Here is a 25,941-nt window from a genome sequence, read left to right as displayed (position 1 = left end):
TATGATTTTTTGCGATGCAAAGGGTAACGTTGATCGCCCCGTGAGTCTCGGCCACCGCTTGGGTGATTGTCTTTGTGCCTGAGCACAGCGTTTGCCGGACAAGCCTGTGCGGGTGAACAACCCGTCCCACCTCGTTTTCAAGGATCTGCGCAATGTTTGAACTCGATCACGACCTGGCCCAGGACATCGTCGACCGGGCCATGGCCATCCTCCCGTACAACGTCAATGTCATGGACAGTCAGGGGCTGATTCTGGGCAGCGGCGAACCGGAGCGGATCAACACGCGCCACGAAGGCGCGCAATTGGTCCTGGCCAACGGGCGGGTGGTCGAGATCGACGCGCAAACCGCGATACACCTCAAAGGCGTGCAACCGGGGATCAACCTGCCGCTGTTGCTTGATCAGCGCCTGATCGGCGTGCTCGGCATCACCGGCGAACCCGAGCAATTGCGCACCTACGCCGAACTGGTGCGCATGACCGCGGAAATGCTCGTCGGCCAGCGCAATCAGCAGGCCGAGCAGCAATGGCGCCGGCAACGTTGCGATGACCTGCTGGCGTTGCTGCTGACCGATGCCGGGGACTCGCCGCGCTTGGTCGATGAAGCGCAGCAACTGGGGCTCAAACCACAATTGACGCGGGTGCCGTATCTGTTCGAATTGGGCCTGGAGCACGGGCCGGGGCAGACCGTCGAAGCGCTCAGCGCGTGGTTGATCAGCCGTTATCCGGACAGTTGGTGCGTCAGTTCGGCGAAATCTTCGCTGCTGTGGTGCCGGCCGGGGAATCAGCCGATCGAGCACGAACGCTTGCTGGAAAAACTCGATGGCCTCGGTTGGAACATCCTGCGCATTGCCGTCGGTGGCCAGGCTGATGGCTTGCCGGGGTTGCGCCGCTGCTATCGGCGCGTTGCCGATCTGTTGGCATATGGCCGCGACGTGCTGCCGCGCTCGCGGTTGCTGACGCTGAACCGTTATCGATTGCCGGTGATGCTGTGGCGGCATCGCAACGACGATGCGCTGGATGAATTGCTCAAGCCATTGCGCAAAGTCATCGCCAAGGACAACAACGGCCAATTGCTCGCGACCCTGCGCAGTTGGTGTGATCACGACGGGCAGAGCCAGGCCTGTGCCGATGCGCTGGGGATTCACCGCAACAGTTTGCGTTATCGCATGGAGCGGATCGCCGAGTTGAGCGGGGTCGATCCGTTAAGGCTGGACGGGATGTTGGCGTTGTACCTCGGGGTGCAACTGCTGCCGCAGACGGATTAAACAAGTGATTTCAAGGACGCCATCGCGAGCAAGCTCGCTCCCACAGGGGAATGCATTGCAAATGTGGGAGGAGGCCTGCTCACACAGGGGACTGCATTGCAAATGTGCGAGCGAGTTCGCTCCCACAGGGAACGCGGCGCTCTTGTGGGAGCGAGCTTGCTCGCGATGGGGCCAGCCCTGCCATCGCGCAACTTTGTATAAATGAACAATAAACACCATCCCAACTTGTGCACCGGACAGGGGCCAGCGCTGCAGGCAACTGGCAGCATGGAGGCACAAGAACTGGAGAATGCTCATGAAAATCGTCATCGCCCCCGATTCGTTCAAGGATAGTTTGAGTGCGCAGGGCGTGGCCGATGCCATTGCGCTAGGTCTGGCCGAGGTGTGGCCGGACGCGCAGTTGATCAAATGCCCGATGGCCGACGGCGGCGAAGGCACGGTCGAATCGGTGCTGGCGGCGTGCGAAGGCGAACTGCGCCGCACTCAGGTGCGCGGCCCGCTGGGCATCAGCGTCGAAGCGGCGTGGGGCTGGTTGCCGCACAACCACACCGCGATCATTGAAATGGCCGAAGCCAGCGGCTTGCAACTGGTTGCGCCGGGCCAGCGCGATGCGTGCGTCAGCAGCACGTTCGGCACCGGTGAGCTGATCCGCGCGGCGCTGGATGCCGGCGCGCAACGGGTGATCCTCGCCATTGGCGGCAGCGCCACCAATGATGCCGGTGCCGGGGCGATGCAGGCGCTCGGTGTAAAACTGTTCGACGCGCAAGGGCAAATCCTCGCGCCCGGCGGACTGGCGTTGGCGCAACTGGCGCGCATCGACCTCAGTGACATCGATCAACGCTTGAGCGCGGTGCGTTTCGACATCGCCGCCGACGTCAACAATCCGCTGTGTGGGCCTCACGGTGCTTCGGCCATCTTCGGTCCGCAGAAAGGCGCTTCGCCGAGTCAGGTCGAGCAACTGGATAAAGCGCTTGGGCATTTCGCCGATTTGTGTGCGCAGGCGTTGGACAAAGACGTGCGCGACGAGCCGGGCAGCGGCGCGGCAGGTGGTTTGGGTTTTGCCGCGAAAGCTTTCCTCGGCGCGCAATTCCAGGCCGGCGTTGAGGTGGTTGCCGAGTTGGTCGGGTTGGCTGACGCCGTCGAGGGCGCCGATCTGCTGATCACTGGCGAAGGTCGTTTCGACGCGCAGACCTTGCGCGGCAAAACCCCGTTCGGCGTGGCGCGAATCGCTCGCGAGGCCGGCGTACCGGTCATCGTCCTCGCCGGGACCTTGGGCGAGGGTTATCAGGCGTTGTATGCGCACGGCATCGACGCTGCGTTCGCCCTCGCCAGTGGACCGATGACTCTGGAACAAGCCTGCAGCGAAGCGCCGCGACTGCTGCGCGAACGCGCCACCGACATCGCCCGCGTCTGGAACATCGCCCGTAAGGCCTGAACCGGATCTGCCGCCACTGGCGCGCAAATCCAGCACAAACCCTGTGGCGAGGGAGCTTGCTCCCGTTCGGCTGCGCAGCAGTCGTCATCCCGCCAACGCGGTCCTCTGAAGGGAACGCAAGCTCAGGTGTCGCGGCTGCTGCGCAACCCGACGTGAGCAGTTCCCTAGCCTCACTGAAATATATTTCGATTCCCGCCGCAGAAAACCTCAAGCCCCGCCGATAACCCTCATAGGCGCACACAAACCAAATACAACACTGGCGCCACGCTTTTGCGGCCGGCGCCTGCCTGCCCGATTTAGCGACTATCGCAAGGATGCTCGAAGCTCACCCACCCGAGAGTCATCCTATGTCCTTGCGTAATCTGAATATCGCGCCACGAGCCTTCCTCGGTTTCGCGTTCATCGCCCTGTTGGTGATCGTGCTGGGTGTGTTTGCCGTCAGCCGGATGTCGATCATCCGCCAGTCCTCCGTCGACATGGGCAGCACGCAACTGCCGAGCGTCAGCTACCTCGGCAACGTCACCGAAAACATCCTGCGCATGCGCATTCTGTCCTTCCGGATTCTGGTCAACCGCGAGCCGGCGAGCCTGCAGGAGGCCGAAGCCCGTATCGGCGTGCTCAACGACAAGGCGCGCAAGGCCCAGGCCAGTTACGCCGAGTTGCCGGCGGGCAAGGATGAGAAGGCGCTGTACCAGACCTTCAGCACTACGCTCGACAACTACATGCAGGCCCAGCGCGAAATGCTCGACCTGTCGCGGCAGAACAAGGTCGATGAAATGCGTGTGTTGATCAACACGCGGATCAAGGACGGCACCGACCTCATGGGCGAACAGCTGAACAAACTGGTGGCGTTCAACCTCCAAGGGGCGAAAGCGGCTGGGGTAATTGCGGAGAATAACTACAACACGGCGGTCAACGGCATCGTGATCGTTTCGGTGGTGGCGGCGCTGATGACCGTGTTGCTCGCATGGCTGCTGACCCGCAGCATCGTCACGCCGTTGAACCGCGCGGTGCAGGCAGCCGAAACCATTGCCGGCGGCAACCTGACCAAAACCATCGAAATCGACGGCAAGGACGAACCGGCACGTTTGCTCGGCGCGTTGGCGGCGATGCAGGCCAACCTGCGCAAAACCATCGAGCAGATCGCCGGGTCCGCGACCCAGTTGGGCGCTGCCGCCGAAGAACTGAGCACGGTTACCGAAGAAGCCTCGCGCGGGCTGCAACAGCAGAACAACGAAATCGAACAAGCCGCCACTGCCGTCAACGAGATGACCGCAGCGGTCGAAGAAGTCGCACGCAATGCGGTGTCGACCTCCGAAGCCTCCAGCCAGTCCACCCAGGCCGCTCGCGAAGGGCGCAACCGCGTGGTCGAAACTGTCGAGGCGATTCAGGTCATGACCCACGACGTGCAAAACACCTCGGTGATGATCGAAGGCCTGGCGACTCAGGGGCGTGACATTGGCAAAGTGCTCGACGTAATTCGCGCCATCGCCGAACAAACCAACCTGCTGGCGCTCAACGCGGCGATTGAAGCGGCGCGTGCCGGTGAAGCCGGGCGCGGGTTTGCGGTGGTGGCGGACGAGGTTCGCGCATTGGCCCATCGCACCGCACAGTCGACCCAGGAAATCGAAAAAATGGTCGCCGGGATTCAGAACGGCACTGGCGAAGCGGTCTCCTCGATGCAACAAAGCAACCAGCGCACCCAAAGCACGCTGGAGATGGCTCGCGCTGCCGGCGTCGCGCTGGAGCAGATCACCCAATCGATCCATTTGATCAACGAGCGCAACCTGGTGATCGCCAGTGCTTCGGAAGAGCAGGCGCAAGTCTCGCGCGAAGTTGACCGCAACCTGGTGAACATCCGCGACCTCGCCACTCAGTCCGCTGCCGGCGCCAACCAGACCAGCGCCGCAACCCACGAATTGTCGCGCCTGGCGATGGATTTGAATGCGATGGTGGCGCGTTTTGTAATTTGAGATAGGGTTGTGTCAGGAACACGCGCGACAGGAGAGTTACATGCGCTATTCAGCCCTGACCCAACGCATCGCCGGAGACGGAGCGGCGGCCTGGAAGATTCATGATCGAGCGCTGGAGATGCGCGAGCAGGGCATTGATGTGTTGCTGCTGTCGGTCGGCGATCCGGATTTCGACACGCCGAAACCGATCGTCCAGGCGGCCATCGACAGCCTGTTGGCCGGCGACACGCATTACTCGGACGCGCGCGGCACTCGCGCCTTGCGCGCCAGCATCGCCAGCCGCCACCGTCGGCGCAGCGGGCAAGCGGTCGAGGCTGAGCATGTGATCGTGTTGCCCGGCGCGCAATGTGCGGTATACGCGGTGGCGCAGTGCTTGCTCGATCCGGGCGACGAGGTGATCGTCGCCGAACCGATGTACGTGACGTATGAGGCGGTCTTTGGCGCCTGCGGGGCGAAAGTGCTGCCGGTGGCGGTGCGCCCGGAGAACGGTTTTCGCGTCGATCCGGCCGACGTCGCGGCGCTGATCACCGCCAGAACCCGCGTCATTCTCATGAACAGTCCGAACAATCCTTCCGGCGCCAGCCTGTCGTTGCCGATCTGGCAGGCGTTGGCGGCGCTGTGCATTCGCCACGATTTGTGGCTGATCAGCGACGAGGTCTACAGCGACTTGCTGTACGAAGGCGAGCACATCAGCCCGGCGCATCTGCCGGGCATGGCCGAGCGCACCGCAACCATCAACAGCCTGTCGAAATCCCACGCCATGAGTGGCTGGCGCGTCGGTTGGGTGATTGGCCCGAAACTGTTGGCCGAGCACTTGATGCATTTGTCGTTGTGCATGCTCTTCGGCATTCCGGATTTCGTCCAGAAAGCCGCGCAAGTGGCGCTGGACGGCGACTTGCCGGAAGTGGCGATGATGCGCGAAGAATATCGTCAGCGCCGCGATCTGGTGTGCGCGCGGCTGGGTAATTGTCTGGGGATTCGGCCGATCAAACCCGATGGCGGGATGTTTGTGATGGTCGATATCCGCCAGACCGGGTTGTGTGCGCAAGGCTTCGCCGAGCGCTTGCTTGATGGTTATGGTGTGTCGGTGCTGGCCGGTGAGGCGTTCGGGCCGAGCGCGGCCGGGCATATCCGGATTGGCTTGGTGGTGGATCAGGTGAAGTTGGCGGATGCGTGTCGGCGGATAGCCCTGTGTGCGGCGGACTTGCTGGAAGCGCGGCGGGCTTGAGGGCCTCATCGCGAGCAAGCTCGCTCCCACATTGGATCTGCGGCGTACACAAATTCGCTGTGGGAGCGAGCTTGCTCGCGATAGCTGCCTGACAGGCAGCAGATTTCTCAAGCCTTCCACGCCCCGGCATTCACCAGGTTCACCGGGCGTTCACCGGCCAACGCCATCAGCAGATTGTCCACCGCACAGGTGGCCATCGCTTCGCGCGTTTCGTGGGTCGCCGAGCCGATATGCGGCGTCGCGACCACGTTGTTCATTTGCATCAGCGGCGAGTCAGCATTCAGCGGTTCACGCTCAAACACGTCCAGCCCCGCCGCGCGAATCTGCCCGGAACGCAGCGCTTCGACCAGCGCCGCTTCGTCCACGACTTTGCCCCGGGAAATATTGATGAAAATAGTCTCCGGGCGCATCAACGCAAACTGTTGCTTGCCGATCAAACCCTCGGTTTCGGCAGTCAGCGGCAATGTCAGGCAAACAAAATCAGCCTGTTGCAGCAACTCCGGCAAGCTGCGGTATTGCGCGTTGAAAAGCTGTTCCACTGCCGGTTTCGGCGAGTGGCTGTGATAGATCACCGGCATGCCAAAACCGAAATGCCCGCGCTGCGCCAACGCTTCACCGATCCGCCCCATGCCGATAATGCCAAGCGTCTTGCCGTGCACATCAGTGCCGAACTGCGCCGGGCCGACGTTGCGTTTCCATTCGCCGGCGCGAACCATGTTCGCCAGCTCGACCACACGCCGGGCGCTCGCGAGGATCAGCGCAAAACCGGTGTCGGCAGTGGTTTCGGTGAGCACGTCCGGGGTGTTGCTGAGGAGGATTCGGCGCGCGGTCAGGTACTCGATGTCGTAGTTGTCGACGCCCACCGAAACACTGGCGATCGCTTGCAGGTTGGGCGCCAGATCCAGCAGTTGCGCGTCGAGCTTGAGGCTGGCGCCAAGCAGTCCGTGGGCGCGGGGCAGGGCGTCACGCAACTGCGCGAGGCCATCGGCGTTGAGGTTGTCGATCAGCGTGACGTCGGTCTGCTCATGCAGGCGAGCCATCAGCAACGGCGAGAGTTTCTTGTACAGCACGACCTGCTTTTTCATCGTCATGTTTCTCACTCAATGCAATCAATTCAGTTCAATTCAATTCAGGAATGCGCCGCCACCGGGCTTTTCGCGGCAGTCTTGGCAACGGTGCGGTCACTCGCGCCGGGCTTGAGGAAAATCGTCAGCACTACGGAAAGCATCAGTGCGCCGCTCATCAACAGGTATGAAGCGCCGGGCGAACCGGTGGTGCTGTTGAGGTAACCGACCAGATACGAACCGCCAAACGACCCGAGCGCGCCCATGCTGTTGATCAGCGCCATGGCGCCACCGGCGACGTTGGCCGGGAGGATTTCCGGGACGATCGCAAAGAACGGTCCGTAAGGCGCGTACATGCAGGCGCCGGCAATCACCAGCAAGGTGTAGGACCACCAGAAATGCTCGGCGCCCAACGCGTAGGAGCCGTAGAACGCAATCGAGGCGATCAGCAGCGGCGGCCAGACAAACCGTTTGCGCTTCTGCAACTTGTCCGAGCCCCACGACACCACGAGCATGCCAATCACCGCCGCCAGATACGGCAGCGCCGACAGCCAACCGGCTTCGACCATGTCCATCTGCAAACCGGATTTGAGGATCGACGGCAACCACAGCACAAAGCCATAGACGCCGATGCTCCAGCAGAAAAACTGCAAGGCCAGCACGATGACTTTCGGCGAGCGGAAGGCTTCGGCGTAGTTTTTCACGGCTTTGATGCCGACCTGTTCGGCAGCCAGGACGCTTTCCAGATCCTGCTTTTCCTCGTCGCTGAGCCATTTGGCTTGCGCCGGACGGTCATCCGCCAAGCGCCACCAGATAAATGCCCAGAGCACTGCCGGCAAGCCTTCGATGATGAACATCCAGCGCCAGCTGAAATGCTGCACCAGGTAGCCGGAAACCACCGACATCCAGAGCATGGTCACCGGGTTGCCGAGGATCAGGAAGGTGTTGGCGCGTGAGCGTTCGGCGCGAGTGAACCAGTGGCACAGGTAAACCAGCATCGCCGGCATCACCGCGGCTTCGACCACACCGAGCATGAAGCGGATGACGATCAGCCAGTAGGCGTTGGAGACGATGCCGGTGAGGGTGGCGAGGCCGCCCCAGAGGATCAGGCTGACGAAGATCAGCTTCTTGACGCTGTGTTTCTGCGCGTAGATCGCGCCCGGCACCTGGAAGAAAAAGTAGCCGAGGAAAAACAGCGCGCCGAGCATCGACGACAGTCCCGGCGTGATCATCAAGTCTTCGGCCATCCCGGAGGCGGCGGCGAACCCATAGTTGGCGCGGTCCAGATACGCCAGGCTGTAGGTGATGAACACGATGGGCATGATGTACCACCAGCGGCGGGCGGCGAGTGTTGGAGTTTTCATGATGGTGCTCCTGAGCTTGTTGTTTTTGTCGCAGCAGGTAACGGGTCAGATCTTTAGTGAATGTACCGGCACCTTCGCGGGCAAGCCTCGCTCCTACAGGAATTGCGCTAACCCTGTAGGAGCAAAGCTTGCTCGCGATCGGCGGTGGAGAATTCAGCAGACATCTCAATCCTTGTAGGCAACCCTTCCATATCCCCACGGCTCTGCACCGCGCGGCTGCCAACCCAGTTGGCGCGTTGCACGGCTTCGGCGAAGCTGTGGTTTTCCAGCAGGGCGCTGATCATGCCGACGGCAAATCCATCGCCGGCACCGACCGTGTCGACCACGGTTTGCACCGGCACACCGGCAACAAAACCCTGATCCAGTTGCGTGCGGTAATAAGCACCGTGCGGCCCGAGTTTGATCGCCACCGCCTCGGCCCCTTGGTCGAGGTAAAACGCGGCGATGTCGGCCGGGTCGTCAAAACCCGTCAGCAAACGGCCCTCGCTCAACCCCGGCAACACCCAGTGGGCGAGGGCGGCGAGACGGTTGATCTCGGTAATCATCTGTTGCTCGGTGGCCCACAGGCTCGGGCGCAGATTGGGGTCGAACGACACGCTGCGCCCGGCGTCGCGCATGCGCGTCATCAGCTCCAGCGACATCTCGCGGGCGCTGGCCGAAAGCGCCGGAGGAATGCCAGTGGCGTGCAAGTGCCGGGCGTTGAGCAGTTCAGAGTTGATCGACTGCACCGACATATGACTCGCCGCCGAACCGCGACGGAAATACTCGACCCGCGGATCGCTGCCATCGTCGGCGCGCGACTTGAGCTGAAAACCGGTCGGGTGAGCGAAGTCCACCGCCACATGCCGACAGTCGAGGCCTTCGTTCTCCAGTGTGTCGATGACAAAACGTCCGAGGGAATCGTCGCCCACGCGGCTCAGCCACGCGACATTGAAACCCAGCCGCGACAGGCCAATGGCGACATTGCTGTCGGCGCCGGCAATGCGTTTGTGAAAGTGGCCAACCGCAGCCAGATCGCCATTTTGCTCGGCAACAAACATGGCCATGGTTTCGCCAAACGAAAGGATATCGATCTCAGACATGCGCGTTCTCCAGGCGTGATTGACCGAGGCCGGCGAGGATCGCCACGTGTTCGCGGGTCAGTTGCACCAGGTCATCGCCCTGCAACGGATACTCCGCCGCACGCATCACGCCGTGTGCCATGTGCCGCAGCAATTGTTCCCACAGGTGCAGGTCAGCGGCGCTCGGCGGGATGGCAACCAGCTTGCCGTCCGCGCGGCGCGCGACCGCTTTGCAATGCACGTAACCGACATGCCGACCCAGCAATCGCGCAGCGCTGGCGGCAGACTGATCCTGCCATTGCCAGTTGCCAATATCGAAAGTCATTTTGATCGGCAGATTGTGCTGTTCGACCTCATCGAAAAACCGCTGAAACGGCTCGATGCGCCCTCCGTGCAAGGTCTGGTCGTTCTCCACCAGCAGCTGCACCGGGCTTTGGCTCAACAGGCGGGCGAGGGCTTGCAGGTCATTGTTGTCGGTGAAATAGCCCAACGAGACTTTCAGCCATTTGGCGCCGAAACCCTTGGCGCGTTGCAGCGTCGTCAGCAGTTGCGGATTGGGTTTTGAATGGCCGGCCAGCCACAGTTCGATCGGCGAGGAATAGACACTTTCCAGTGCCTGAGCCTGAGTATCGGCGGCCAGTTGCGCGGGGTCTTCGTCGGTCAGCAGCTCTTCGCGCCATTCGATGCGCGACGCGCCGGCAGTGGCCAATACATCGACGAAACTGCCTTGGCCGCGTTGGCGCACAAGGTCGGCGCCATAGCTGGACAGGCTGATGGAAACGGCGGGTTTATTCATTGTTATCTGCCTCTGAAACCGGTTTCATTTTTGTTCAAAAAAAAGGTTGGGGTGAGGTTTATGGCCTTATCGCGAGCAAGCTCGCTCCCACATTTGGACTGCGTACCCCTCTGGGAGCGAGCTTGCTCGCGATGGCGTCAGCCCATTCACTGCAAATCCCCCCGCGTCGAGCCGCGCACAATCAACTGCGCTGCAAAATCCAGGGTCCGCGCCGGCCCGACATCACCGCGCAGCCGTTTGAGCAGGCACTCGAACGCACTCGCGCCAATCTGCGCCGTCGGTTGCGCCAGCGCAGTAATGCCGCTGCCCACCAACGGGTACCAATCCAGATCATCCAGTGCAATCAGGCCAACATCGCCGAACAAATCGCAGCCCAATTCGCGCAACGCGTGAGTGCAGGCCAGCGCCGCAATTCCGTTCGCACAGAACAGCGCTTTCGGCCCATGGCCGGCGGTATCGAGGAAGGTATTCAAACGCGAGGTCAGGTCGCTGGCGGTTTCGACAACGGCCCCGCGCAGCGCCGGACGCTGCTCGATCTGCGACTTGAAACTGCTGACGCGCTCGATCCGCGAACTGGTGCCGTCGAACGGTTCGGTCACCATCAGCACGTCGCGATAGCCGCGCTCTTCCAGGTGGAAGAGGGCTATTGCGACCGCTGCCGGGTTGTCCAGTCCGACCAGGTCGCTGTCCAGTTGCTCGACTTTGCGATCGACCAATACCAGCGGCATCTCGCGATGCAATTCGCGCAGTTCGTCGCGGTGATGGCCCAGGGTGTTCACGATCAGGCCTTCGATGTTGTAAGAGCGCAGCAACGCCAGGTGCTGACGTTCCTGTTCGTCATCGCGATCGGTGTTGCACACCACCAGGCTGTAGCCGTGGCGCCGGCAAGCGGTTTCCACGCCATGCATCACGGCAATCGAATAAGGGTTGCGGATATCGGCCACCAGCATGCCGATCAACCGCGTGCGCCCACGTTTCAAACCGCGGGCCATCTGATTCGGGCGATAGCCCAAGGCGCTGATCGAATGCTCGATGCGCTGGGCAATGGCATCGGAAAGCAGGGCGCGGTCGTCGCCGATGAAGCGCGAGACACTGGCCTTGGACACGCCGGCGTGCTCGGCAACATCAAGCATGGTCACGCGGCTGCGCTGGGCGGCGGAGAAATCGTTCACGGTGGCAGACCTTGTTATTAGTGCTTGTTATCAGTGCGGGGAGTCAGACGTGACGTGGCTGAAACCGGTTTCAGGAAAACCCATAACTACCATCGCCGTCAACCGCGGTTTATCGCGCTGTCGCGCCAGCAACTGACCTTTCCCGACAGACGGTTAATTAACCTGTCAGATCTGACAGTAGGCAGCTTTGCCATACGAGTGCTTAATTTCCCTCAGGCGACTTGCATGCTTATCAACAAGGGAAGTTCCAGATGCCGGGATCCAAGAGCCGAAAATCAGCCGTTGCCGCGAGTGCATTGGATATCGGTATTCTGCTGAACGCCCCAGGCGTAGAGGGCGTCGATCCAGGTGACGCCTCTGGCACACTGCCAATTGATGCCCCTACAAACGGGCTAGTAGTGAAAGTACCGCGCTGGCCAGCGTTCCCGGGTGTCCCGGATGTTGAACACACCGTAAATATTTATATTGTGGGAAGCGCAGTTTCAGTCGCCCGTCGTGCTTACAGCATCGTCGATGATGCAGCTGAATTTTATATCCCGGTGGCGGCGCTGGCACTACCCAATCGTCCGTCCTTTGAAATTATCTACATCGTTCGAACGCCAAATCCGACAACCTCACCGCCACGCCGCCTCACGTTCAAAGTTGCTGAGCCACCGACAGTGCTGAAAGAACCGGTATTTCCGGATGCCAGTTTGTACGGTTACATCATCTGCCGGAAAAATAAGCCGTCAGGTCCGGAATCGCTGTTTATCTGGGAAGGCATTCGGATATTTATCCCGTTCGATACGCGGTTTCAAGAAAACGATGTCGTCACATTGGTCTGGCAAGGATGGGCAACTCTGAACATTGCACCTCCCGCACTGACAGTTCCAGCGTCGTTTACGGTAACAGTCACTGCGGCAGATATTCGCGACAGAAACAGTTTGCGCATTGTTATTCAGCCATTTGTAACTTGGATCAAACCGATGACGGCTAATCATTCCGCATCGGCAACTTACACTTTGCTGCGCAGGGGTGCTGCAATTTTCAAATCCAGGACTGGGTTGGTAAAGCTGGATCGTAAAATTCCCGGCGAGTCCGGATTCTGCGAAAATTCAAGTTGGATGAAGTAACTTTGTAAATAGGAAATCGCTCGGACGCAACAGCCAAGACTAATAGTCGCGAAGTTTCTGGATGATTTAAATCTGCTGTCGCTGGATCGCTCGGCTGCACGGATTATTTGGAAACTGTTGTTTTAAAAGCATCGCCTGCAGACGTTTAGGTACACCGTAAAAGAAACACTTGTTGTTTTCATTAATTTGCCACCGCGTTGGAGAAGGGAAGATGACTGTTATCGAAAGTGAATTTGAAATGCACCCGACTGCATCACTTGATGCACCCGTGCCGAGCTTGCCGGATGGCCGTGGGCCTGATGCCGACATCATTCCAGTGGCTACGATTGCCCCAGGCAGGGATCTCATACTTAAGATCTCGACAACCACCTGGCCCAATCCAAATGATGCGGATACGTTCGTTGTTCAGGCCTCAAGAACCCTGCCACCGCCAAATCCGGAAAACACCGACTTCCTCTATCGTTCCCGGCGTTTTGAACTAGGCCCCTTGGTTGACCGTCCTGCCGAAAGGGATTTCATCGTTCCCGCGGACTTGTTGGGCGAAGATCTGACCCCCGACGGACCGACGCCGCTGTGGGTTCGCTGCGTTATGTATCGCAAGAACCAGAACGCATTATCGTCTCCGGTCATCAGAGTTTTCATTGACCGCACTGCGCCTTTCCAGGCGAAGCCGACACGCGGCGGCGCAATTCCCGGTACTGTGCCCGGGGTCAAAGGGATTCCTGTTTCAACATCGCCAAACTCCCAACCCGGTGTGACCATCGATAACACGTGGATGGCGCTCCCAAACAGCGTGGATGGGTTGATCCAGATGCCGGATATCGGCTATGCCAATCGCCAGGACACTGACCGGCTCACGTTGTATGCAGCGAGCAACCGCACAGATCCTCCCGCCGTAGCACCGATTCATGACGGTCCGCTGCCGGCCAATGGCCGGGTGCTGGTTCCGCTGGATGTCATCCGGGCTGCGACTTCCACCGGCAGGTTGCATATGTGGATGCGATGGACCGACGTCGCGGGCAATTTCAGCAACTATCTGGCCGAGTACCGCAACGTTTCCCTGCAGCCGCTGCCGGTCTTGGCCGCACCGATTGTTCTGCTGGCCGCAACGCCTGTCGACAACCTGATCGACCTAAATGACGTACGCCAGCCGCAAGGTATCCAGGTGCGCGTCAATCGTCCGACCAACGCGCTCAGCACAGACACCATCAGTCTGTCCTGGGGCGGCCAGGCCGCAGAAGACCTCGATTTCCTCGGCGCCTCCTCACTGCTGTTTACAATCCCATGGTCGAAACTGACAGCGGAATATACCGCTAACCAGAGTGGTACCGATTGGGTGGTCCCAACGACGGTCACGGCGCATTTGATGCGCGGTGGGGCGTCCGTCAGTAATGCGCTCGTCACCGTTGATACAGATTACTCGGTACCTGGTGTTCCCTACCCGATTGACCTGATCAATCCACCGGCCGATGTCAATGCCGAGCTGAAGCCATTGATCGTACGCGGCCAGGCTCCGGTAACGGACAATGTGCTGGGTCCGCAGGACATCAATCAAGACGCCATCATTTTTATTGACTTGACGCCTGTAAGCCCAGGCACTTGGCCGGACCCGGAGCCGAACGACCAAGTCACCGTTTACTACCGTGGCGCTGCCGGTGTAGTGGTGGTGAACTCAAAGGTTCTGGACGTCAGCGATGTAAATACTACGATCGATTTGGAGTTGCCTTGGCACATTGTCGACAACGGTGGTTTGGGTACCAGACAAATGTGGTGGGAAGTGGAGAACGCCAACCGCAATAATAAACAGAAGGCTGGCGAGACCAACATTACCGTCGATACGGTTGTCCTCGATCTTCCTGCGCCAGTGTTGGTTCGCGACCCTAACGATGACAGGGGTGATGATCTTATTGTTTGTGAAACACTGTTCAAACTTGCAAGACGCGCTGCCAGATTCCATATTCCCGCCAGCGTCGATCTTCCGATTAATACTGAAGTAACCTTCCAATGGCGCGGTTATCAGGGCCCCGGCCATACACTGCCTTCCCCTGCTAATACCGAATTCATCGAAATACGCCGAGTGACTGCTGCAGAAGTATCCACTGGTATGACCTTCGATGTCGGGCCCTATGATCCGGTTGTTCGAAATGTCCCTCCGGTGCCACCCGCCAATCCACCTGCTGACGAGGAATACACCGGTTATCTTGATGTCTGGTATTCCGTGGCGGGAGGTAGCTCTCTTCATGCCGACTACCGTATCAATCTAGTCAACGGTGCCTATCTCTATTGTGAGACGGAAGCTGGCTGGATGCCTGTAGCGCCTTGACATGTGAAGTAAATTAACCGAATGCAAGGGGGAAAGGTTTTCTATCCCCCTTGCACTCTTGGCTCTATCAGTATTCTTTCCGACTCAAATTGGATGAAAATCGCCGAAAAAAAAGGATTTGTCCTACATAGCAAGCATGAAGTTCTAGGTAACCTTCCGCTCCGTTTATGACTCTGCGCTGACGGATGAACCATCTGTTGTTTTCATTTCTTCCCTGTAACAGGGAATATTCTGAGTAGTTACCATGAATAATGAAATTAAAAATCCTTCAAGGTTTTACAAACCCGTCAGCATGGCGTCGTGTCTGTCTCTATTAATCCTGACGACAGGAAACGTTTGTGCGAGATCACTTGATCCAGGCGAAACAGAAACAGTTACGCCCGGCTCTGCACCCGAAGCCTGGTACATCCCCCCCGCAGCAGTACTTAATTTAAATGGCGCTGATGCGCTGGAAATTGAAGTGGGTAGAGGCACGCTTAATGCTCAGAGCGCCACGACCGCGCAAATAGACGCTTTCTCAGGCGCAACGGTAAACCTGACCGACTCTACGGTTGTCAATACAACAACCAACGCGGCTCTGAGTTTGCTGGACAGCCGCGCTACGATTACAACAAGCAGCTTGAACAGCCAAGGATATGCGCTGACCCTGGCGCGAGACCTTCGACCGGTCTCCATCGGCTCTTCTGCGACGATTACCAATAGCACGCTGACCGGAGAACTCGGCGGCGGGGCTGTCACTTCTTTTAGTTCTTTGAATCTGATCGGTAGCCGATTGGAAGGCACCGGTATCTTGGCCAACGGCCTGGAATTGGCCGGTGGTCACGCAAACGTCAGCGCTGCCAGTCAAATCGTCGGCAGCATTCATGGCGTGGAGTTCCAGGAAGACTCGATGTTCGCGCCGACTGAGTTAACCGCGCAAAGCCACTTGACGTTGGACAACTCCAGCGTGCAAGGACGGACGGGCGCCGCGATCAGCGTGGATTTCGCTACGCCTGCGGGTCAAGCCGTATTGATCGACGTGCTCAACGGCTCCTCGCTCATCGGTGGCAATGGCCATTTGCTGGAAGTTGTCGATGGCGCAGCCGCTCGATTACAGGTCGACAACAGCAAGCTCGCGGGTGATATCGATGTTGCCGCCGGTGGCTCTGCCAGTGTGCAACTGCGAAATAGCGCGAACCTTGTCGGTAACCTGATCAATGTCGATTCGGTCACCGTCGATTCAAAAAGCCTGCTGACCGGCAACGTGCAAGGCACGGGCGCCGGGGTGATCGCACTGGATCAAGGCGCGGTCTTCCAAGGGGCTGTGAGCGGTGTGAGCGATATGTCGGTAAACCGTGGCGCCCAATGGAACATGGTCGGCAGCAATGCCTTGACCTCGCTCAACATGGACGCAGGCAGTGTGCGCTTTGGTTCCAGTGAGGCGTTCAATCGACTTGATGTCGCCCGTCTTTCCGGCAATGGTCAATTTCTGATGGACACTGACCTGGCGACCGGCCAGACCGACTTTTTGAACGTAACGGAATCCGCCACCGGCAGTCATCAGTTGCTTGTCGCAGCCACCGGAAGCGAACCGGTGACAGGGGCGCCGGTGATGATCGGTAACATTGCTGCAGGTGATGCAGTATTCACCCTGCAAAATGGCCAGGTCGACGTGGGTGCTTATGCCTACAAATTGATGAGAGAAGGTGAAGGGCTTTTCCTGCAGCCGGACAAGGAAACCCCAAGCACCGGTACGCAATCGGCTTTGGCTATCGCGGGCACGGCACCCACCGTTATCTATGCGGAAATGACCACCCTCAACACGCGTCTCGGCGATCGCCGCATGACGGGCAACCAACCCACCGCGCAATCGTTTGACGCCCTCGATGCTGATGGCAAAAAATCCTCCTATGGCCTGTGGATGCGGACTTACGGCAATAGCTACAACGTCAAAAACTCGTATGGCGATGGCTACAAGCAAAACCAGACGGGCGTTTCCATCGGCGTGGATGCACCGTTGCCGATCGGCGATGGCCAATGGCTGATCGGCGCTTTCGGTGGTTACAGCAAGACCGACTTGAACCTGAAGCGCGGCAGCGCGGGCTCGATCGACAGCGTCTACCTGGGCAGTTACTTGACCTGGTTCGATCAGCAAACGGGTTACTACGTTGATACGGTAGCCAAGATCAATCGCTTCAATAACGACGTCAAAGTCAGCATGAGTGATGGAACACAAACCAAGGCTGATTTCGACAACATCGGCGTCAGTGCTTCTGTTGAAGTCGGCAAACACATCGTGTTCAACCGAGGTTATTTCATTGAGCCTTCGGTACAAGTGGGTGCGGCAATTGTCGAGGGCAAGGACTATGCACTGGATAACGGCCTTGAAATAACCAACGATGAGACCCGTTCATTGCTGGGTAACGTCGGGCTGGCGGTAGGGCGGGAAATTGTTTTGGACGACGGGAGTAAACTTCAGCCACGCCTGCGCGCTGCTGTGACTCACGAGTTTATTAACAACAACCGAATCAGCGCCAATGGCAGCGATTTCAAAAACGATCTATCGAGTACTAACGTTGCACTGACCGGCGGACTCAACTACGCACCTGCCGCCGGCAACTGGCAGATCTATGCAGAAGTGGGGACAAGCAGGGGCACTACAGTGGACCAGGAAATAGGCGGGAACCTGGGCGTCAGTTTCAACTTCTGAGAAAAGCCATCGTGAGTTAACGTATCTATCAATTAAATCGGGGTATAAAAAAAGGAAGCTTTTAAGCTTCCTTTTTTGTATTCGTCACCCGCGATTTTCAGCTAACCCTGCGCACGATCACATTACCTTCGGCAATGAAGCTGCCACTGATAGGGAAAGGGTCGTTGCCATTTTCACCGCCGGAGCCGAATTGCCCGTTGAAATAGCCCTTGATGGAGGTTTCATCGATGCTCTCGATGACGAGCGAGCCTTGTTCCGAGCGGTGAGCATTACCACTCATACGATTCGGGTAGTAAGTAACTGTCACTTCGCCGTCCTCTTCTTCTTCGTGCCCACCAATCTGAAACGTGCCGCTGACGGGTTTGCTGAAGAAGATGACTTCCAGCGAGTGGGTCACGCCGGCCTCGGTATGATCGGCTTTGATGCGCCAGATTTTCTGTGTCGGATAGTCCAGCACTTCAATGAGCGGTCTCATCGTGGCATTGAAAGTAAACGGCGCAGGAATTTTGCTGGTGGGGTTGCGCAGTTTGTTGTCTAAATTGACGTATGCACTGAAAAACGGAGTTGCCGGGGCCTGATACGATGTCACAGTTGACTTATTCGCTGCCGAACTCATGGTTTAATCTCCAGACTTAGTGAGCATAAGGTATCCAAAGACTATTAATCCTAATCCTGGATGGCTCATGGAAGCTTAAATGCCGCAAGCTTGTAAACTGACAGAGTTGACAGTTTACAGTCGCTGTTTTCTGTGTTTTTTATCAAGCGCCGATAATGGCTTTTTATTCCGTAAGTGCATAACATCGTCATTCGACTATCAATAAAAACTCAGCCAGGCGGACGCCAGTAACAGTAATGCCATAAAGTGATTGAAACGGCGTTGCAGTTTCGACGATCCGAAGTATCGCTGAGTGCCTGAGCCCAATATCGCCCAACTTGTCAGACACGGCAGCGAGACAGCGAAAAAAATCCCCGACAACACGACCACTTGGATTTGACGGTCATTGCCATTGCCGGCAAACACGCTGACCACTGCAATCGCCATCATCCACGTTTGGGGATTGACCCACTGCAGCGCAGCCGCGCCCCAGATACTGAGCCTTCTCTGCGGCTGCAGATGATCAAACACCTGTGCCGGCGCCTTGTATATCTGCCAAGACAGATAACTCAGCCACAGTGCGCCAATCCACTGCATCGCCCGATGCAACACCGGGTATTGATCGAAGGTCTGGCCGAACCCGCTGCCGACCAGTAATACGAGCACGGCTGCACTGGCGCAAGCAGCAAAAACAATCGGCAGCGCCGCCCTGAAACCAAAACGCGCACTGTTACTCAACACCAGAATATTGGTCGGCCCCGGCGTGATCGACGCGACGAACGTAAAAAGCAAAAACGGCAGCAGGGTAGGGAAGGTTGAAAGCATGACCGTGTAGCTCCAGTGAATGATCGATAGCCGATCTTCACCAGCCAAGGGTCACGCGTCTGGAAGATTTGAGCAGCGCTTGCGGTACATCGCCGGGGTCAGTCCATAAGCGCGGACGAACCAGCGGCCCATATGGCTTTGATCGGCGAAGCCCAACTCCATCGCCACTGCCGCCGGTTGCGCGCCGCTCGCGAGCAAACGCCGGGCCTTGGACAAGCGCAGTTGCACCAGATAAGCGTGCGGCGCCAAACCGTAAGCGGCCTTGAACGCGCGGGTCAGACGAAAGCGATCGACACCGGTGACCATGGCCAGTTGATCGAGGCCAATGTCCAGATGCGCGTTGGCGTGCAGGTATTCGCGGGCCTTTTGCGCGACCAGCGGCAGGCGTGGGTCTTGGCTGTAACGGGTGCGCCAATGCAAGTGGCTGGTCAGGCGTTCGAGCAAGCCGTCGAGGGCCGTCTGCCTGACGATTTTCAGCTCGCCACCGTGCAAGGTCTGAAACACCTGGCTGGTCGCCTGGGCCAGCCGCGGGTCGGCGGTCAGGGTGTTGGCGAAGCTCAGTTGGCTGTTGAGCGGGGCGTTGTCGAACAGCGCGGCGAGTTCGCGCTCAAGCCATTGCGGGTCGAGGTAGAGCATGCGGTAGGTGAAACCGTCCTCGGTGGGCGCATCGCCGTCGTGAATGTCGCCCGGTTCGAGCAGAAACACCTTGCCCGGCGTGCTTTGATGCCGCGCCCGCCGACAATTGAATTGCTGCACGCCTTGCTCGGTCACGCCCACCAGATAACTGTCATGCCAGTGCGGGTCGTAGGCGTGGCCCTGGAAGTGCGCGCGCAGGGTTTCGATGCCGGTGTCGGCGTCCTGCGCCAGGTCGATCCAGTTATGCGAGGTCATGGCTGCACCTGTGAGGCGGATGGCTGGCTGAGTGAACACCGGCGACGCGGCTGATGCCTAGAACGTTTGTGCAGCGCTCAGTTGAACAGCCCGGCGGCAATGTTGATCGAAAAACCGAGAATTGCCGTGTTGAACACAAAGCCGATCAGCGATTGCGCCAGGACGATCTTGCGAATGCCGCGCGTGGCCACCCCGACATCGGCCGTCTGCACGGCGACGCCGATGGTGAAGGAAAAGTACAGGAAGTCCCAGTAATTGGGGGTGGTCAGGCCTTCGGCGAAGCGCAGCGCCGGCTCTTTGCCGTCCCAGGTATAAAACAGCCGCGCGTAATGCACGCTGAAGATCACCCCGATCAACAGCCATGAACCAATCACCGTCGCGGCAGTGAAGCCGTAATGCAGCAGCTTGCTGGAGGCTTGCAAATCCTTGCTGCCGGCCAGTTCGAAGGTAATGGTCGCCAGACTGGCAATCGCTGCGATGCACACCACCAGCAGCACCAGCCCGGCATTTTCATCCTCGATCTCGGCAATGCGCTTGACGTCCGGCGCCTTGGCGCGCTTGGCCAGCCACATCATCAGGATCAGGTAGGTCCAGACCCCGGCGTTCCAGCCGATGAGGATTTTGCTGATGATCGAGTCGGCGGGCGCCAGAATGCCGGCCGCGATGCCGAGTGTGGCGGCGGCGGACAAGCGCGGATGAGTGCGGGCGAGGAGGGGCATGGAGGCTCGATGTGTCGGGATGTTGCAACACATTAGCCCAGTGAAACGCATTGTGACTACAACACTGACCTGACGAATTGCAGGAGCGAGGCTTGCCCGCGAAGGCGTCGTGTCAGTCGACATTGATGTGGCTGACACATTGCCTTCGCGGGCAAGCCTCGCTCCTACAGGGGCTTCGGTGGATTATTTGTCTTTGTGGCGTTTGCGCACCAGTTTCATCACCACCACAAAGAACACCGGAACGAACAGCACCGCCAAGGTTGCGGTGATCATCCCGCCGATCACGCCGGTGCCGATCGCTTGCTGGCTCGCCGAACTGGCGCCCGTGGCAATCGCCAGCGGCACCACACCGAGAATGAACGCCAGCGAAGTCATCACAATCGGGCGCAACCGCAAGCGCGCGGCTTGCAGCGTGGCGTCGATCAAATCGTGGCCCTCGTCGTAGAGGCTCTTGGCGAATTCGATGATCAGGATCGCGTTCTTCGCCGACAGACCGATGATGGTAATCAGGCCAACCTTGAAGAACACGTCATTCGGCATCCCGCGCAACGTTACCGCAAGCACCGCACCGAGCACGCCAAGCGGCACCACCAGCAGCACCGAGGTCGGAATCGACCAACTTTCATACAGCGCCGCCAGACACAGGAACACGATCAGCAGCGACAACCCGAGCAGAATCGGCGCCTGACTGCCGGACAAGCGTTCCTGCAACGACAACCCGGTCCATTCCTGCCCCAGACCTGCCGGGCCTTGGGCGACCAGGCGTTCGATTTCCGCCATGGCCTCACCGGTGCTGTGGCCCGCCGCCGGTTCGCCGGAAATGCTGATCGCCGGGTAGCCGTTATAGCGAGTCAATTGCGTCGGGCCTTGGGTCCATTTGGCTTCGACAAACGCGGACAGCGGGACCATTTTTCCATTGTTGTTGCGCACGTTGATCTTCAGCAGGTCCTCGACCTGACTGCGCTGATCACCTTCGGCCTGGACCACCACGCGTTGCATGCGCCCCTGATTGGGGAAGTCGTTGATGTACGAAGAACCGACCGCCGTGGACAGCACGCTGCCGACGTCGGCAAACGACACGCCCAAGGCATTCGCCTGCTTGCGGTCGACTTCAAGCTGAACCTGCGGCGCTTCGGCCAGTGCGCTTTCACGCACGTTCATCAGGATCGGACTTTTCTCGGCGGCTTCCAGTAACTGGGTGCGCGCCTCCATCAACGTTGCATGCCCGAGACCGCCGCGATCCTGCAAGCGGAACTCGAAACCGCTGGAGGTGCCGAGGCCGTCCACCGGTGGCGGCAACACCGCAAACGCCACGGCATCGCGGATCTGGCTCAACGCGCCGTTGGCCCGATCAGCAATCGCGCTGGCCGAGTCATCGCTGCTGCGGTCGGACCAGTCTTTCAACGTGGTAAACGCCAGCGCCGCGTTCTGGCCGCTGCCGGAGAAGCTGAAACCGAGAATCACCGTGCTGTCGCCGACGCCGGGTTCGGTGGCGTTGTGCGCTTCGATCTGCTCGACCACCTTGATCGTGCGGTTCTTGCTTGCGCCCGGTGGCAACTGAATGTCGGTGATGGTGTAACCCTGGTCCTCGACCGGCAGGAACGAGGAGGGCAGGCGACTGAAACAAAACACCAGACCAACCAGCAGCACGCCGTAGATCAGCAGGTAGCGCCCGGTGCGTTTCAACGCGTACGCGACCCAACCTTGATAACGCTCGGTCAGTTGTTCGAAACGGCGGTTGAACCAGCCAAAAAATCCACGCTTTTCGTGATGCTCGCCTTTGGCGATCGGCTTGAGCAGCGTCGCGCACAGCGCTGGAGTCAAGGTCAGCGCAAGGAACGCCGAGAACAGAATCGAGGTTGCCATCGACAGCGAGAACTGCTGATAAATCACCCCGACCGAACCCTGCATGAACGCCATCGGAATAAACACCGCAACCAGCACCAGCGTGATGCCGATGATCGCGCCAGTGATCTGCTTCATCGCTTTGCGCGTGGCGTCCTTGGGCGACAGGCCCTCGGTGACCATGATCCGCTCGACGTTTTCCACCACCACGATGGCATCGTCCACCAGAATGCCGATGGCCAGGACCATGCCGAACATGGTCAGCACGTTGATCGAGAAACCCAGCGCGAGCATGGTGGCAAACGTGCCCATCAACGCCACCGGCACCACCAGCGTCGGGATCAGCGTGTAGCGGATGTTCTGCAGGAACAGGAGCATCACCGCAAACACCAGCAACATCGCTTCGCCCAAGGTGTAGACCACTTTGGTGATCGAGACTTTGACGAACGGGGAGGTGTCGTACGGGATCTTGTATTCGACGTTGGCCGGGAAGTAGCGCGCCAGTTCATCCATTTTCGCCCGCACTGCGGTGGCGGTGTTCAGCGCGTTGGCGCCCGGCGACAGTTGCACGCCGACGGCGGTTGACGGTTTGCCGTTCAGGCGCGTGCCGAACTGGTATTCCTGACTGCCGATCTCGACCCGCGCCACATCACCAATGCGTACCGTGGAACCGTCGGGACTGGCCTTGAGCACGATGTCGGCGAATTCTTCCGGCGTCGACAATTGGCCTTTGACGACGATGGTTGCGGTGATTTCCTGAGTGCTGCGGGTCGGCAAGTCGCCAATGCTGCCGGCCGAAACCTGGGCGTTTTGCGCCACAATCGCGGCGTTGACGTCGGCCGGTGTCAGGTTGAAACCGATCAGCTTCTGCGGGTCGATCCAGATGCGCATCGCCCGCTCGGCACCGTACAGTTGCGCCTTGCCGACGCCGTCGAGACGTTTGATCTCGTTCATCACGTTGCGCGCCAGATAGTCGCTGAGCGCGATGTCGTCGAGCTTGCCGTCATTGGATGTAAGGGTAATCAGCAGGAGGAAACCCGACGAGACCTTTTCCACCTGCAAGCCTTGCTGGTTCACCGCTTGCGGCAGGCGCGACTCGATCACCTTGAGGCGGTTTTGCACGTCGACCTGGGCCATTTCCGGGTTGGTGCCCGGTTGAAACGTGGCTTTGATCGTCGCGCTGCCGAGGCTGCTCTGCGATTCGAAATACAGCAAGTGGTCGGCGCCGTTGAGTTCTTCCTCGATCAGGCTGACCACGCTTTCGTCGATGGTTTGCGTCGAAGCGCCGGGGTAAACGGCATAAATCTCGATCTGCGGCGGCGCGACGTCGGGGTATTGCGCCACCGGCAATTGCGGAATGGCCAGCGCACCGGCCAGCAGGATGAACAGCGCGACCACCCAGGCAAACACCGGGCGGTCGATAAAGAACTGCGGCATAAAAAAGCGTCCTGCTTACTGACCAGTCGCCTGGGCAAGTGGAAGAGGGGTGTTGTCGATCTGGACTTTTTCGCCGGGTCTGGCGTGTTGCAGGCCTTCGGTGACAATCCGGTCACCGGCCTTGAGGCCTTCAGTGACGATCCAGCGATCGTTCTGCACCGCGCTCAGTTGCACCGGTTGCAGCACGACTTTTTCCTCGGCGTCGAGCAGCATCACCTGCGCAACCCCGGCGCTGTCGCGCTGAATCGCCCGTTGCGGCACGCTGATGCCTTGCTGGTCGACCGCTTGTTCGATGCGCACACGCACGAAGCTGCCGGGCAGCAGGTCGAGGTCCGGGTTGGGGAACTCACTGCGCAGGATGATCTGGCCGGTGCCCGGATCGACGCTGATCTCGGCAAACAGCAGTTTGCCCGGCAGTGGATACAGGCTGCCGTCGTCCTGAATCAGCGTGGCTTTGGCTTGATCCTGACCGACTTGCTGCAGATGACCGGAACGGAACGCGCGGCGCAGGTCGTTGAGTTCGCGGGTCGATTGGGTGAGGTCGGCGTGGATCGGGTTCAACTGCTGGATCAGCGCCATCGGCGTGGTTTCGTTCTGGCCGACCAGCGCGCCTTCTGTGACCAACGCGCGGCCGACACGGCCGGCAATCGGCGCGGTGACCGTGGCGTAACCGAGGTTCAGCTTGGCCCGGGTCACGGCCGCCTTGTTGGCGGCGACGTCCGCGGCAGTTTGTCGGGCACTGGCGCGGGCGTTGTCATAATCCTGGCCGCTGATCGCGTTGCCTTCGATCAATTGCGCGTAACGCTGCTCCTGCAATTTGGCCTGGAACGCATTGGCTTCAGCCTTGCGCAACGCGGCCTCGGCGCTGTCGAGGTCAGCCTTGAACGGCGCCGGATCGATGCGGAACAGCACGTCGCCCTGTTTGACGTCGCTGCCTTCGCGGAAAGTCCGCTGCAACACCACGCCAGCCACCCGTGCGCGCACTTCGGCGATACGCGGCGCGGCAATCCGCCCGCTGAGTTCGCTGCTGATCGATACCGGGCCGGAGGTAATGGTTTCGATGCGCACAGTGGCCAGCGGTGGCGCTTCTGCGGCAGTCGAGGACTTGTCACAAGCGCTCAACATCAAGGCCAATGCAATCAGGCTGAGCGTGGCAAGCAGGTTCTTTGACATGTGAGTACCCCAATAATGACCCCCGGCATCCTACGGGGAGCCGAGCACAGTAGCGGTGAAGCTTTGTAGGTGCTGTGTGAAATTGTGTAAGGGTTTTACTCATAGACGTGTGAGGGCGTATATCCTTTGGCGCTTGAAACTTTTTGCGACGGTTGTGCAGCCTTCGCGGGCAAGCCTCGCTCCTACAGGGGAATGCGACAAATCTGTAGGACGAGGCTTACCCGCGAAGAGGCCGGCCGTGTCGCCACAGCACTTTCTGGAAACACCCCATGCCCAACATCCTCCTGGTCGAAGACGACACCGCGCTTTCGGAACTGATCGCCAGTTACCTGGAACGCAACGGCTACAGCGTCAGCGTGATCAGCCGTGGCGATCATGTGCGCGAACGCGCGCGGCTCAGTCCGCCGGATCTGGTGATTCTCGATCTGATGCTGCCGGGGCTCGACGGGCTGCAAGTCTGCCGTTTGCTGCGGGCGGATTCGGCGACGCTGCCGATCCTTATGCTGACCGCCCGCGACGACAGCCACGATCAGGTGCTGGGCCTGGAAATGGGCGCCGACGATTACGTCACCAAACCCTGCGAACCACGCGTATTGCTCGCCCGCGTGCGCACGTTGCTGCGCCGCAGCAGCCTCGGCGAACCGCAAACCGCCAATGACCGCATCCTCATGGGCAACCTGTGCATCGACCTGTCCGAGCGCACGGTGACTTGGCGCGAACAACTGGTCGAGCTGTCCAGCGGCGAGTACAACTTGCTGGTGGTGCTGGCCCGCCATGCTGGCGAAGTGCTGAGCCGCGACCAGATTCTGCAGCGTCTGCGGGGCATCGAGTTCAACGGCACCGACCGCTCGGTGGACGTGGCGATTTCCAAGCTGCGGCGCAAGTTCGACGACCACGCTGGCGAGGCGCGCAAGATCAAGACGGTTTGGGGCAAGGGTTACCTGTTCAGCCGCTCCGAGTGGGAATGCTGAGCT

At 59.4% G+C, this 25,941-nt stretch carries 19 protein-coding genes; 8 read left to right on the top strand and 11 right to left on the bottom strand.

Annotated features, from left to right (window positions below; genetic code table 11):
• Nucleotides 1–152 precede the first annotated feature (152 nt).
• The 4 genes from BLU01_RS27380 to BLU01_RS27365 all read left to right on the top strand — a co-directional run bounded on the left by BLU01_RS27380 (nt 153) and on the right by BLU01_RS27365 (nt 5,901).
• A complete protein-coding gene (locus BLU01_RS27380) occupies nt 153–1,265 on the top strand; it encodes a sugar diacid recognition domain-containing protein (RefSeq protein ID WP_092281354.1) in 1,113 nt (370 codons plus the stop codon).
• A gap of 295 nt (nt 1,266–1,560) precedes the next feature.
• Complete coding sequence (locus BLU01_RS27375) at nt 1,561–2,700, top strand: glycerate kinase (protein WP_092281352.1); 1,140 nt, start codon at nt 1,561–1,563, stop codon at nt 2,698–2,700.
• Nucleotides 2,701–3,047: 347 nt separating this feature from the next.
• On the top strand, nt 3,048–4,673 hold the full coding sequence (locus BLU01_RS27370) for a methyl-accepting chemotaxis protein (protein WP_092281350.1): 1,626 nt from the start codon (nt 3,048–3,050) through the stop codon (nt 4,671–4,673).
• Nucleotides 4,674–4,713: 40 nt separating this feature from the next.
• On the top strand, nt 4,714–5,901 hold the full coding sequence (locus BLU01_RS27365; RefSeq protein ID WP_092281348.1) for a pyridoxal phosphate-dependent aminotransferase: 1,188 nt from the start codon (nt 4,714–4,716) through the stop codon (nt 5,899–5,901).
• Nucleotides 5,902–6,008: 107 nt separating this feature from the next.
• Here the strand turns inward: BLU01_RS27365 and BLU01_RS27360 are convergent, their stop codons facing one another.
• The 5 genes from BLU01_RS27360 to BLU01_RS27340 form a co-directional block, all read right to left on the bottom strand.
• Nucleotides 6,009–6,986, bottom strand: coding sequence for a 2-hydroxyacid dehydrogenase (locus BLU01_RS27360; RefSeq protein WP_092281763.1), 978 nt, complete (start codon nt 6,984–6,986; stop codon nt 6,009–6,011).
• A 44-nt stretch (nt 6,987–7,030) separates the two neighbouring features.
• Nucleotides 7,031–8,329, bottom strand: a complete 1,299-nt coding sequence (locus tag BLU01_RS27355) for an MFS transporter (protein ID WP_092281346.1) — start codon at nt 8,327–8,329, stop codon at nt 7,031–7,033.
• Nucleotides 8,330–8,436: 107 nt separating this feature from the next.
• Entirely contained in the window at nt 8,437–9,411 is a 975-nt protein-coding gene (locus tag BLU01_RS27350; protein ID WP_092281344.1) for a sugar kinase, read from the bottom strand.
• On the bottom strand, nt 9,404–10,186 hold the full coding sequence (locus BLU01_RS27345) for a sugar phosphate isomerase/epimerase family protein (protein ID WP_092281342.1): 783 nt from the start codon (nt 10,184–10,186) through the stop codon (nt 9,404–9,406). Before BLU01_RS27345 ends, BLU01_RS27350 begins: the two co-directional genes overlap by 8 nt.
• A 146-nt stretch (nt 10,187–10,332) precedes the next feature.
• A complete protein-coding gene (locus BLU01_RS27340; RefSeq protein ID WP_092281340.1) occupies nt 10,333–11,358 on the bottom strand; it encodes a LacI family DNA-binding transcriptional regulator in 1,026 nt (341 codons plus the stop codon).
• Between the two features lie 251 nt (nt 11,359–11,609).
• Between BLU01_RS27340 and BLU01_RS27335 the strand changes: the two genes are divergently transcribed.
• The 3 genes from BLU01_RS27335 to BLU01_RS27325 all read left to right on the top strand — a co-directional run bounded on the left by BLU01_RS27335 (nt 11,610) and on the right by BLU01_RS27325 (nt 17,482).
• Nucleotides 11,610–12,470, top strand: a complete 861-nt coding sequence (locus BLU01_RS27335; RefSeq protein ID WP_092281338.1) for a hypothetical protein — start codon at nt 11,610–11,612, stop codon at nt 12,468–12,470.
• Between the two features lie 211 nt (nt 12,471–12,681).
• The gene (locus tag BLU01_RS27330; RefSeq protein WP_092281336.1) at nt 12,682–14,793 is read left to right on the top strand and encodes a hypothetical protein; all 2,112 of its coding nucleotides are present in this window, start codon (nt 12,682–12,684) and stop codon (nt 14,791–14,793) included.
• A gap of 244 nt (nt 14,794–15,037) precedes the next feature.
• The gene (locus BLU01_RS27325) at nt 15,038–17,482 is read left to right on the top strand and encodes an autotransporter outer membrane beta-barrel domain-containing protein (protein ID WP_092281334.1); all 2,445 of its coding nucleotides are present in this window, start codon (nt 15,038–15,040) and stop codon (nt 17,480–17,482) included.
• A 97-nt stretch (nt 17,483–17,579) separates the two neighbouring features.
• Here the strand turns inward: BLU01_RS27325 and BLU01_RS27320 are convergent, their stop codons facing one another.
• The 6 genes from BLU01_RS27320 to BLU01_RS27295 form a co-directional block, all read right to left on the bottom strand.
• Complete coding sequence (locus tag BLU01_RS27320; RefSeq protein WP_092281332.1) at nt 17,580–18,098, bottom strand: hypothetical protein; 519 nt, start codon at nt 18,096–18,098, stop codon at nt 17,580–17,582.
• 198 nt (nt 18,099–18,296) lie between these two features.
• Nucleotides 18,297–18,902 carry a LysE family translocator gene (locus BLU01_RS27315; RefSeq protein WP_092281330.1) on the bottom strand — a complete coding sequence of 202 codons (606 nt, stop codon included), beginning with the start codon at nt 18,900–18,902 and terminating at the stop codon, nt 18,297–18,299.
• Nucleotides 18,903–18,953: 51 nt separating this feature from the next.
• Nucleotides 18,954–19,793: an AraC family transcriptional regulator gene (locus tag BLU01_RS27310; protein WP_092281328.1), complete on the bottom strand. Its 840-nt coding sequence runs from the start codon at nt 19,791–19,793 to the stop codon at nt 18,954–18,956.
• 77 nt (nt 19,794–19,870) lie between these two features.
• The gene (locus BLU01_RS27305) at nt 19,871–20,512 is read right to left on the bottom strand and encodes a DUF1345 domain-containing protein (protein ID WP_092281326.1); all 642 of its coding nucleotides are present in this window, start codon (nt 20,510–20,512) and stop codon (nt 19,871–19,873) included.
• A 183-nt stretch (nt 20,513–20,695) separates the two neighbouring features.
• On the bottom strand, nt 20,696–23,794 hold the full coding sequence (locus BLU01_RS27300) for an efflux RND transporter permease subunit (protein WP_092281324.1): 3,099 nt from the start codon (nt 23,792–23,794) through the stop codon (nt 20,696–20,698).
• Nucleotides 23,795–23,809: 15 nt separating this feature from the next.
• Nucleotides 23,810–24,967 carry an efflux RND transporter periplasmic adaptor subunit gene (locus BLU01_RS27295; protein ID WP_092281322.1) on the bottom strand — a complete coding sequence of 386 codons (1,158 nt, stop codon included), beginning with the start codon at nt 24,965–24,967 and terminating at the stop codon, nt 23,810–23,812.
• A 269-nt stretch (nt 24,968–25,236) separates the two neighbouring features.
• Here BLU01_RS27295 and BLU01_RS27290 point away from each other — a divergent pair, with 269 nt between their 5' ends.
• A complete protein-coding gene (locus tag BLU01_RS27290; protein ID WP_092281320.1) occupies nt 25,237–25,938 on the top strand; it encodes a response regulator transcription factor in 702 nt (233 codons plus the stop codon).
• The last annotated feature ends 3 nt before the right edge of the window (nt 25,939–25,941 follow it).

Origin of the sequence: Pseudomonas prosekii, from assembly GCF_900105155.1 — a bacterium.
Taxonomy (GTDB): domain Bacteria; phylum Pseudomonadota; class Gammaproteobacteria; order Pseudomonadales; family Pseudomonadaceae; genus Aquipseudomonas; species Aquipseudomonas prosekii.
The sequence above is the reverse complement of the archived record's forward strand: the minus strand, read 5'-3'. Positions and strand labels throughout refer to the sequence as shown.

What these genes read in the sequence shown, in the direction of transcription:
- BLU01_RS27320 (WP_092281332.1), bottom strand. Translation starts at nt 18,098, where the DNA reads ATGAGTTCGGCAGCGAATAAGTCAACTGTGACATCGTATCAGGCCCCG.
- BLU01_RS27355 (WP_092281346.1), bottom strand. Translation starts at nt 8,329, where the DNA reads ATGAAAACTCCAACACTCGCCGCCCGCCGCTGGTGGTACATCATGCCC.
- BLU01_RS27295 (WP_092281322.1), bottom strand. Translation starts at nt 24,967, where the DNA reads ATGTCAAAGAACCTGCTTGCCACGCTCAGCCTGATTGCATTGGCCTTG.
- BLU01_RS27325 (WP_092281334.1), top strand. Translation starts at nt 15,038, where the DNA reads ATGAATAATGAAATTAAAAATCCTTCAAGGTTTTACAAACCCGTCAGC.
- BLU01_RS27330 (WP_092281336.1), top strand. Translation starts at nt 12,682, where the DNA reads ATGACTGTTATCGAAAGTGAATTTGAAATGCACCCGACTGCATCACTT.
- BLU01_RS27360 (WP_092281763.1), bottom strand. Translation starts at nt 6,986, where the DNA reads ATGAAAAAGCAGGTCGTGCTGTACAAGAAACTCTCGCCGTTGCTGATG.
- BLU01_RS27315 (WP_092281330.1), bottom strand. Translation starts at nt 18,902, where the DNA reads ATGCTTTCAACCTTCCCTACCCTGCTGCCGTTTTTGCTTTTTACGTTC.
- BLU01_RS27375 (WP_092281352.1), top strand. Translation starts at nt 1,561, where the DNA reads ATGAAAATCGTCATCGCCCCCGATTCGTTCAAGGATAGTTTGAGTGCG.
- BLU01_RS27370 (WP_092281350.1), top strand. Translation starts at nt 3,048, where the DNA reads ATGTCCTTGCGTAATCTGAATATCGCGCCACGAGCCTTCCTCGGTTTC.
- BLU01_RS27365 (WP_092281348.1), top strand. Translation starts at nt 4,714, where the DNA reads ATGCGCTATTCAGCCCTGACCCAACGCATCGCCGGAGACGGAGCGGCG.
- BLU01_RS27345 (WP_092281342.1), bottom strand. Translation starts at nt 10,186, where the DNA reads ATGAATAAACCCGCCGTTTCCATCAGCCTGTCCAGCTATGGCGCCGAC.
- BLU01_RS27310 (WP_092281328.1), bottom strand. Translation starts at nt 19,793, where the DNA reads ATGACCTCGCATAACTGGATCGACCTGGCGCAGGACGCCGACACCGGC.
- BLU01_RS27380 (WP_092281354.1), top strand. Translation starts at nt 153, where the DNA reads ATGTTTGAACTCGATCACGACCTGGCCCAGGACATCGTCGACCGGGCC.
- BLU01_RS27335 (WP_092281338.1), top strand. Translation starts at nt 11,610, where the DNA reads ATGCCGGGATCCAAGAGCCGAAAATCAGCCGTTGCCGCGAGTGCATTG.
- BLU01_RS27350 (WP_092281344.1), bottom strand. Translation starts at nt 9,411, where the DNA reads ATGTCTGAGATCGATATCCTTTCGTTTGGCGAAACCATGGCCATGTTT.
- BLU01_RS27300 (WP_092281324.1), bottom strand. Translation starts at nt 23,794, where the DNA reads ATGCCGCAGTTCTTTATCGACCGCCCGGTGTTTGCCTGGGTGGTCGCG.
- BLU01_RS27290 (WP_092281320.1), top strand. Translation starts at nt 25,237, where the DNA reads ATGCCCAACATCCTCCTGGTCGAAGACGACACCGCGCTTTCGGAACTG.
- BLU01_RS27305 (WP_092281326.1), bottom strand. Translation starts at nt 20,512, where the DNA reads ATGCCCCTCCTCGCCCGCACTCATCCGCGCTTGTCCGCCGCCGCCACA.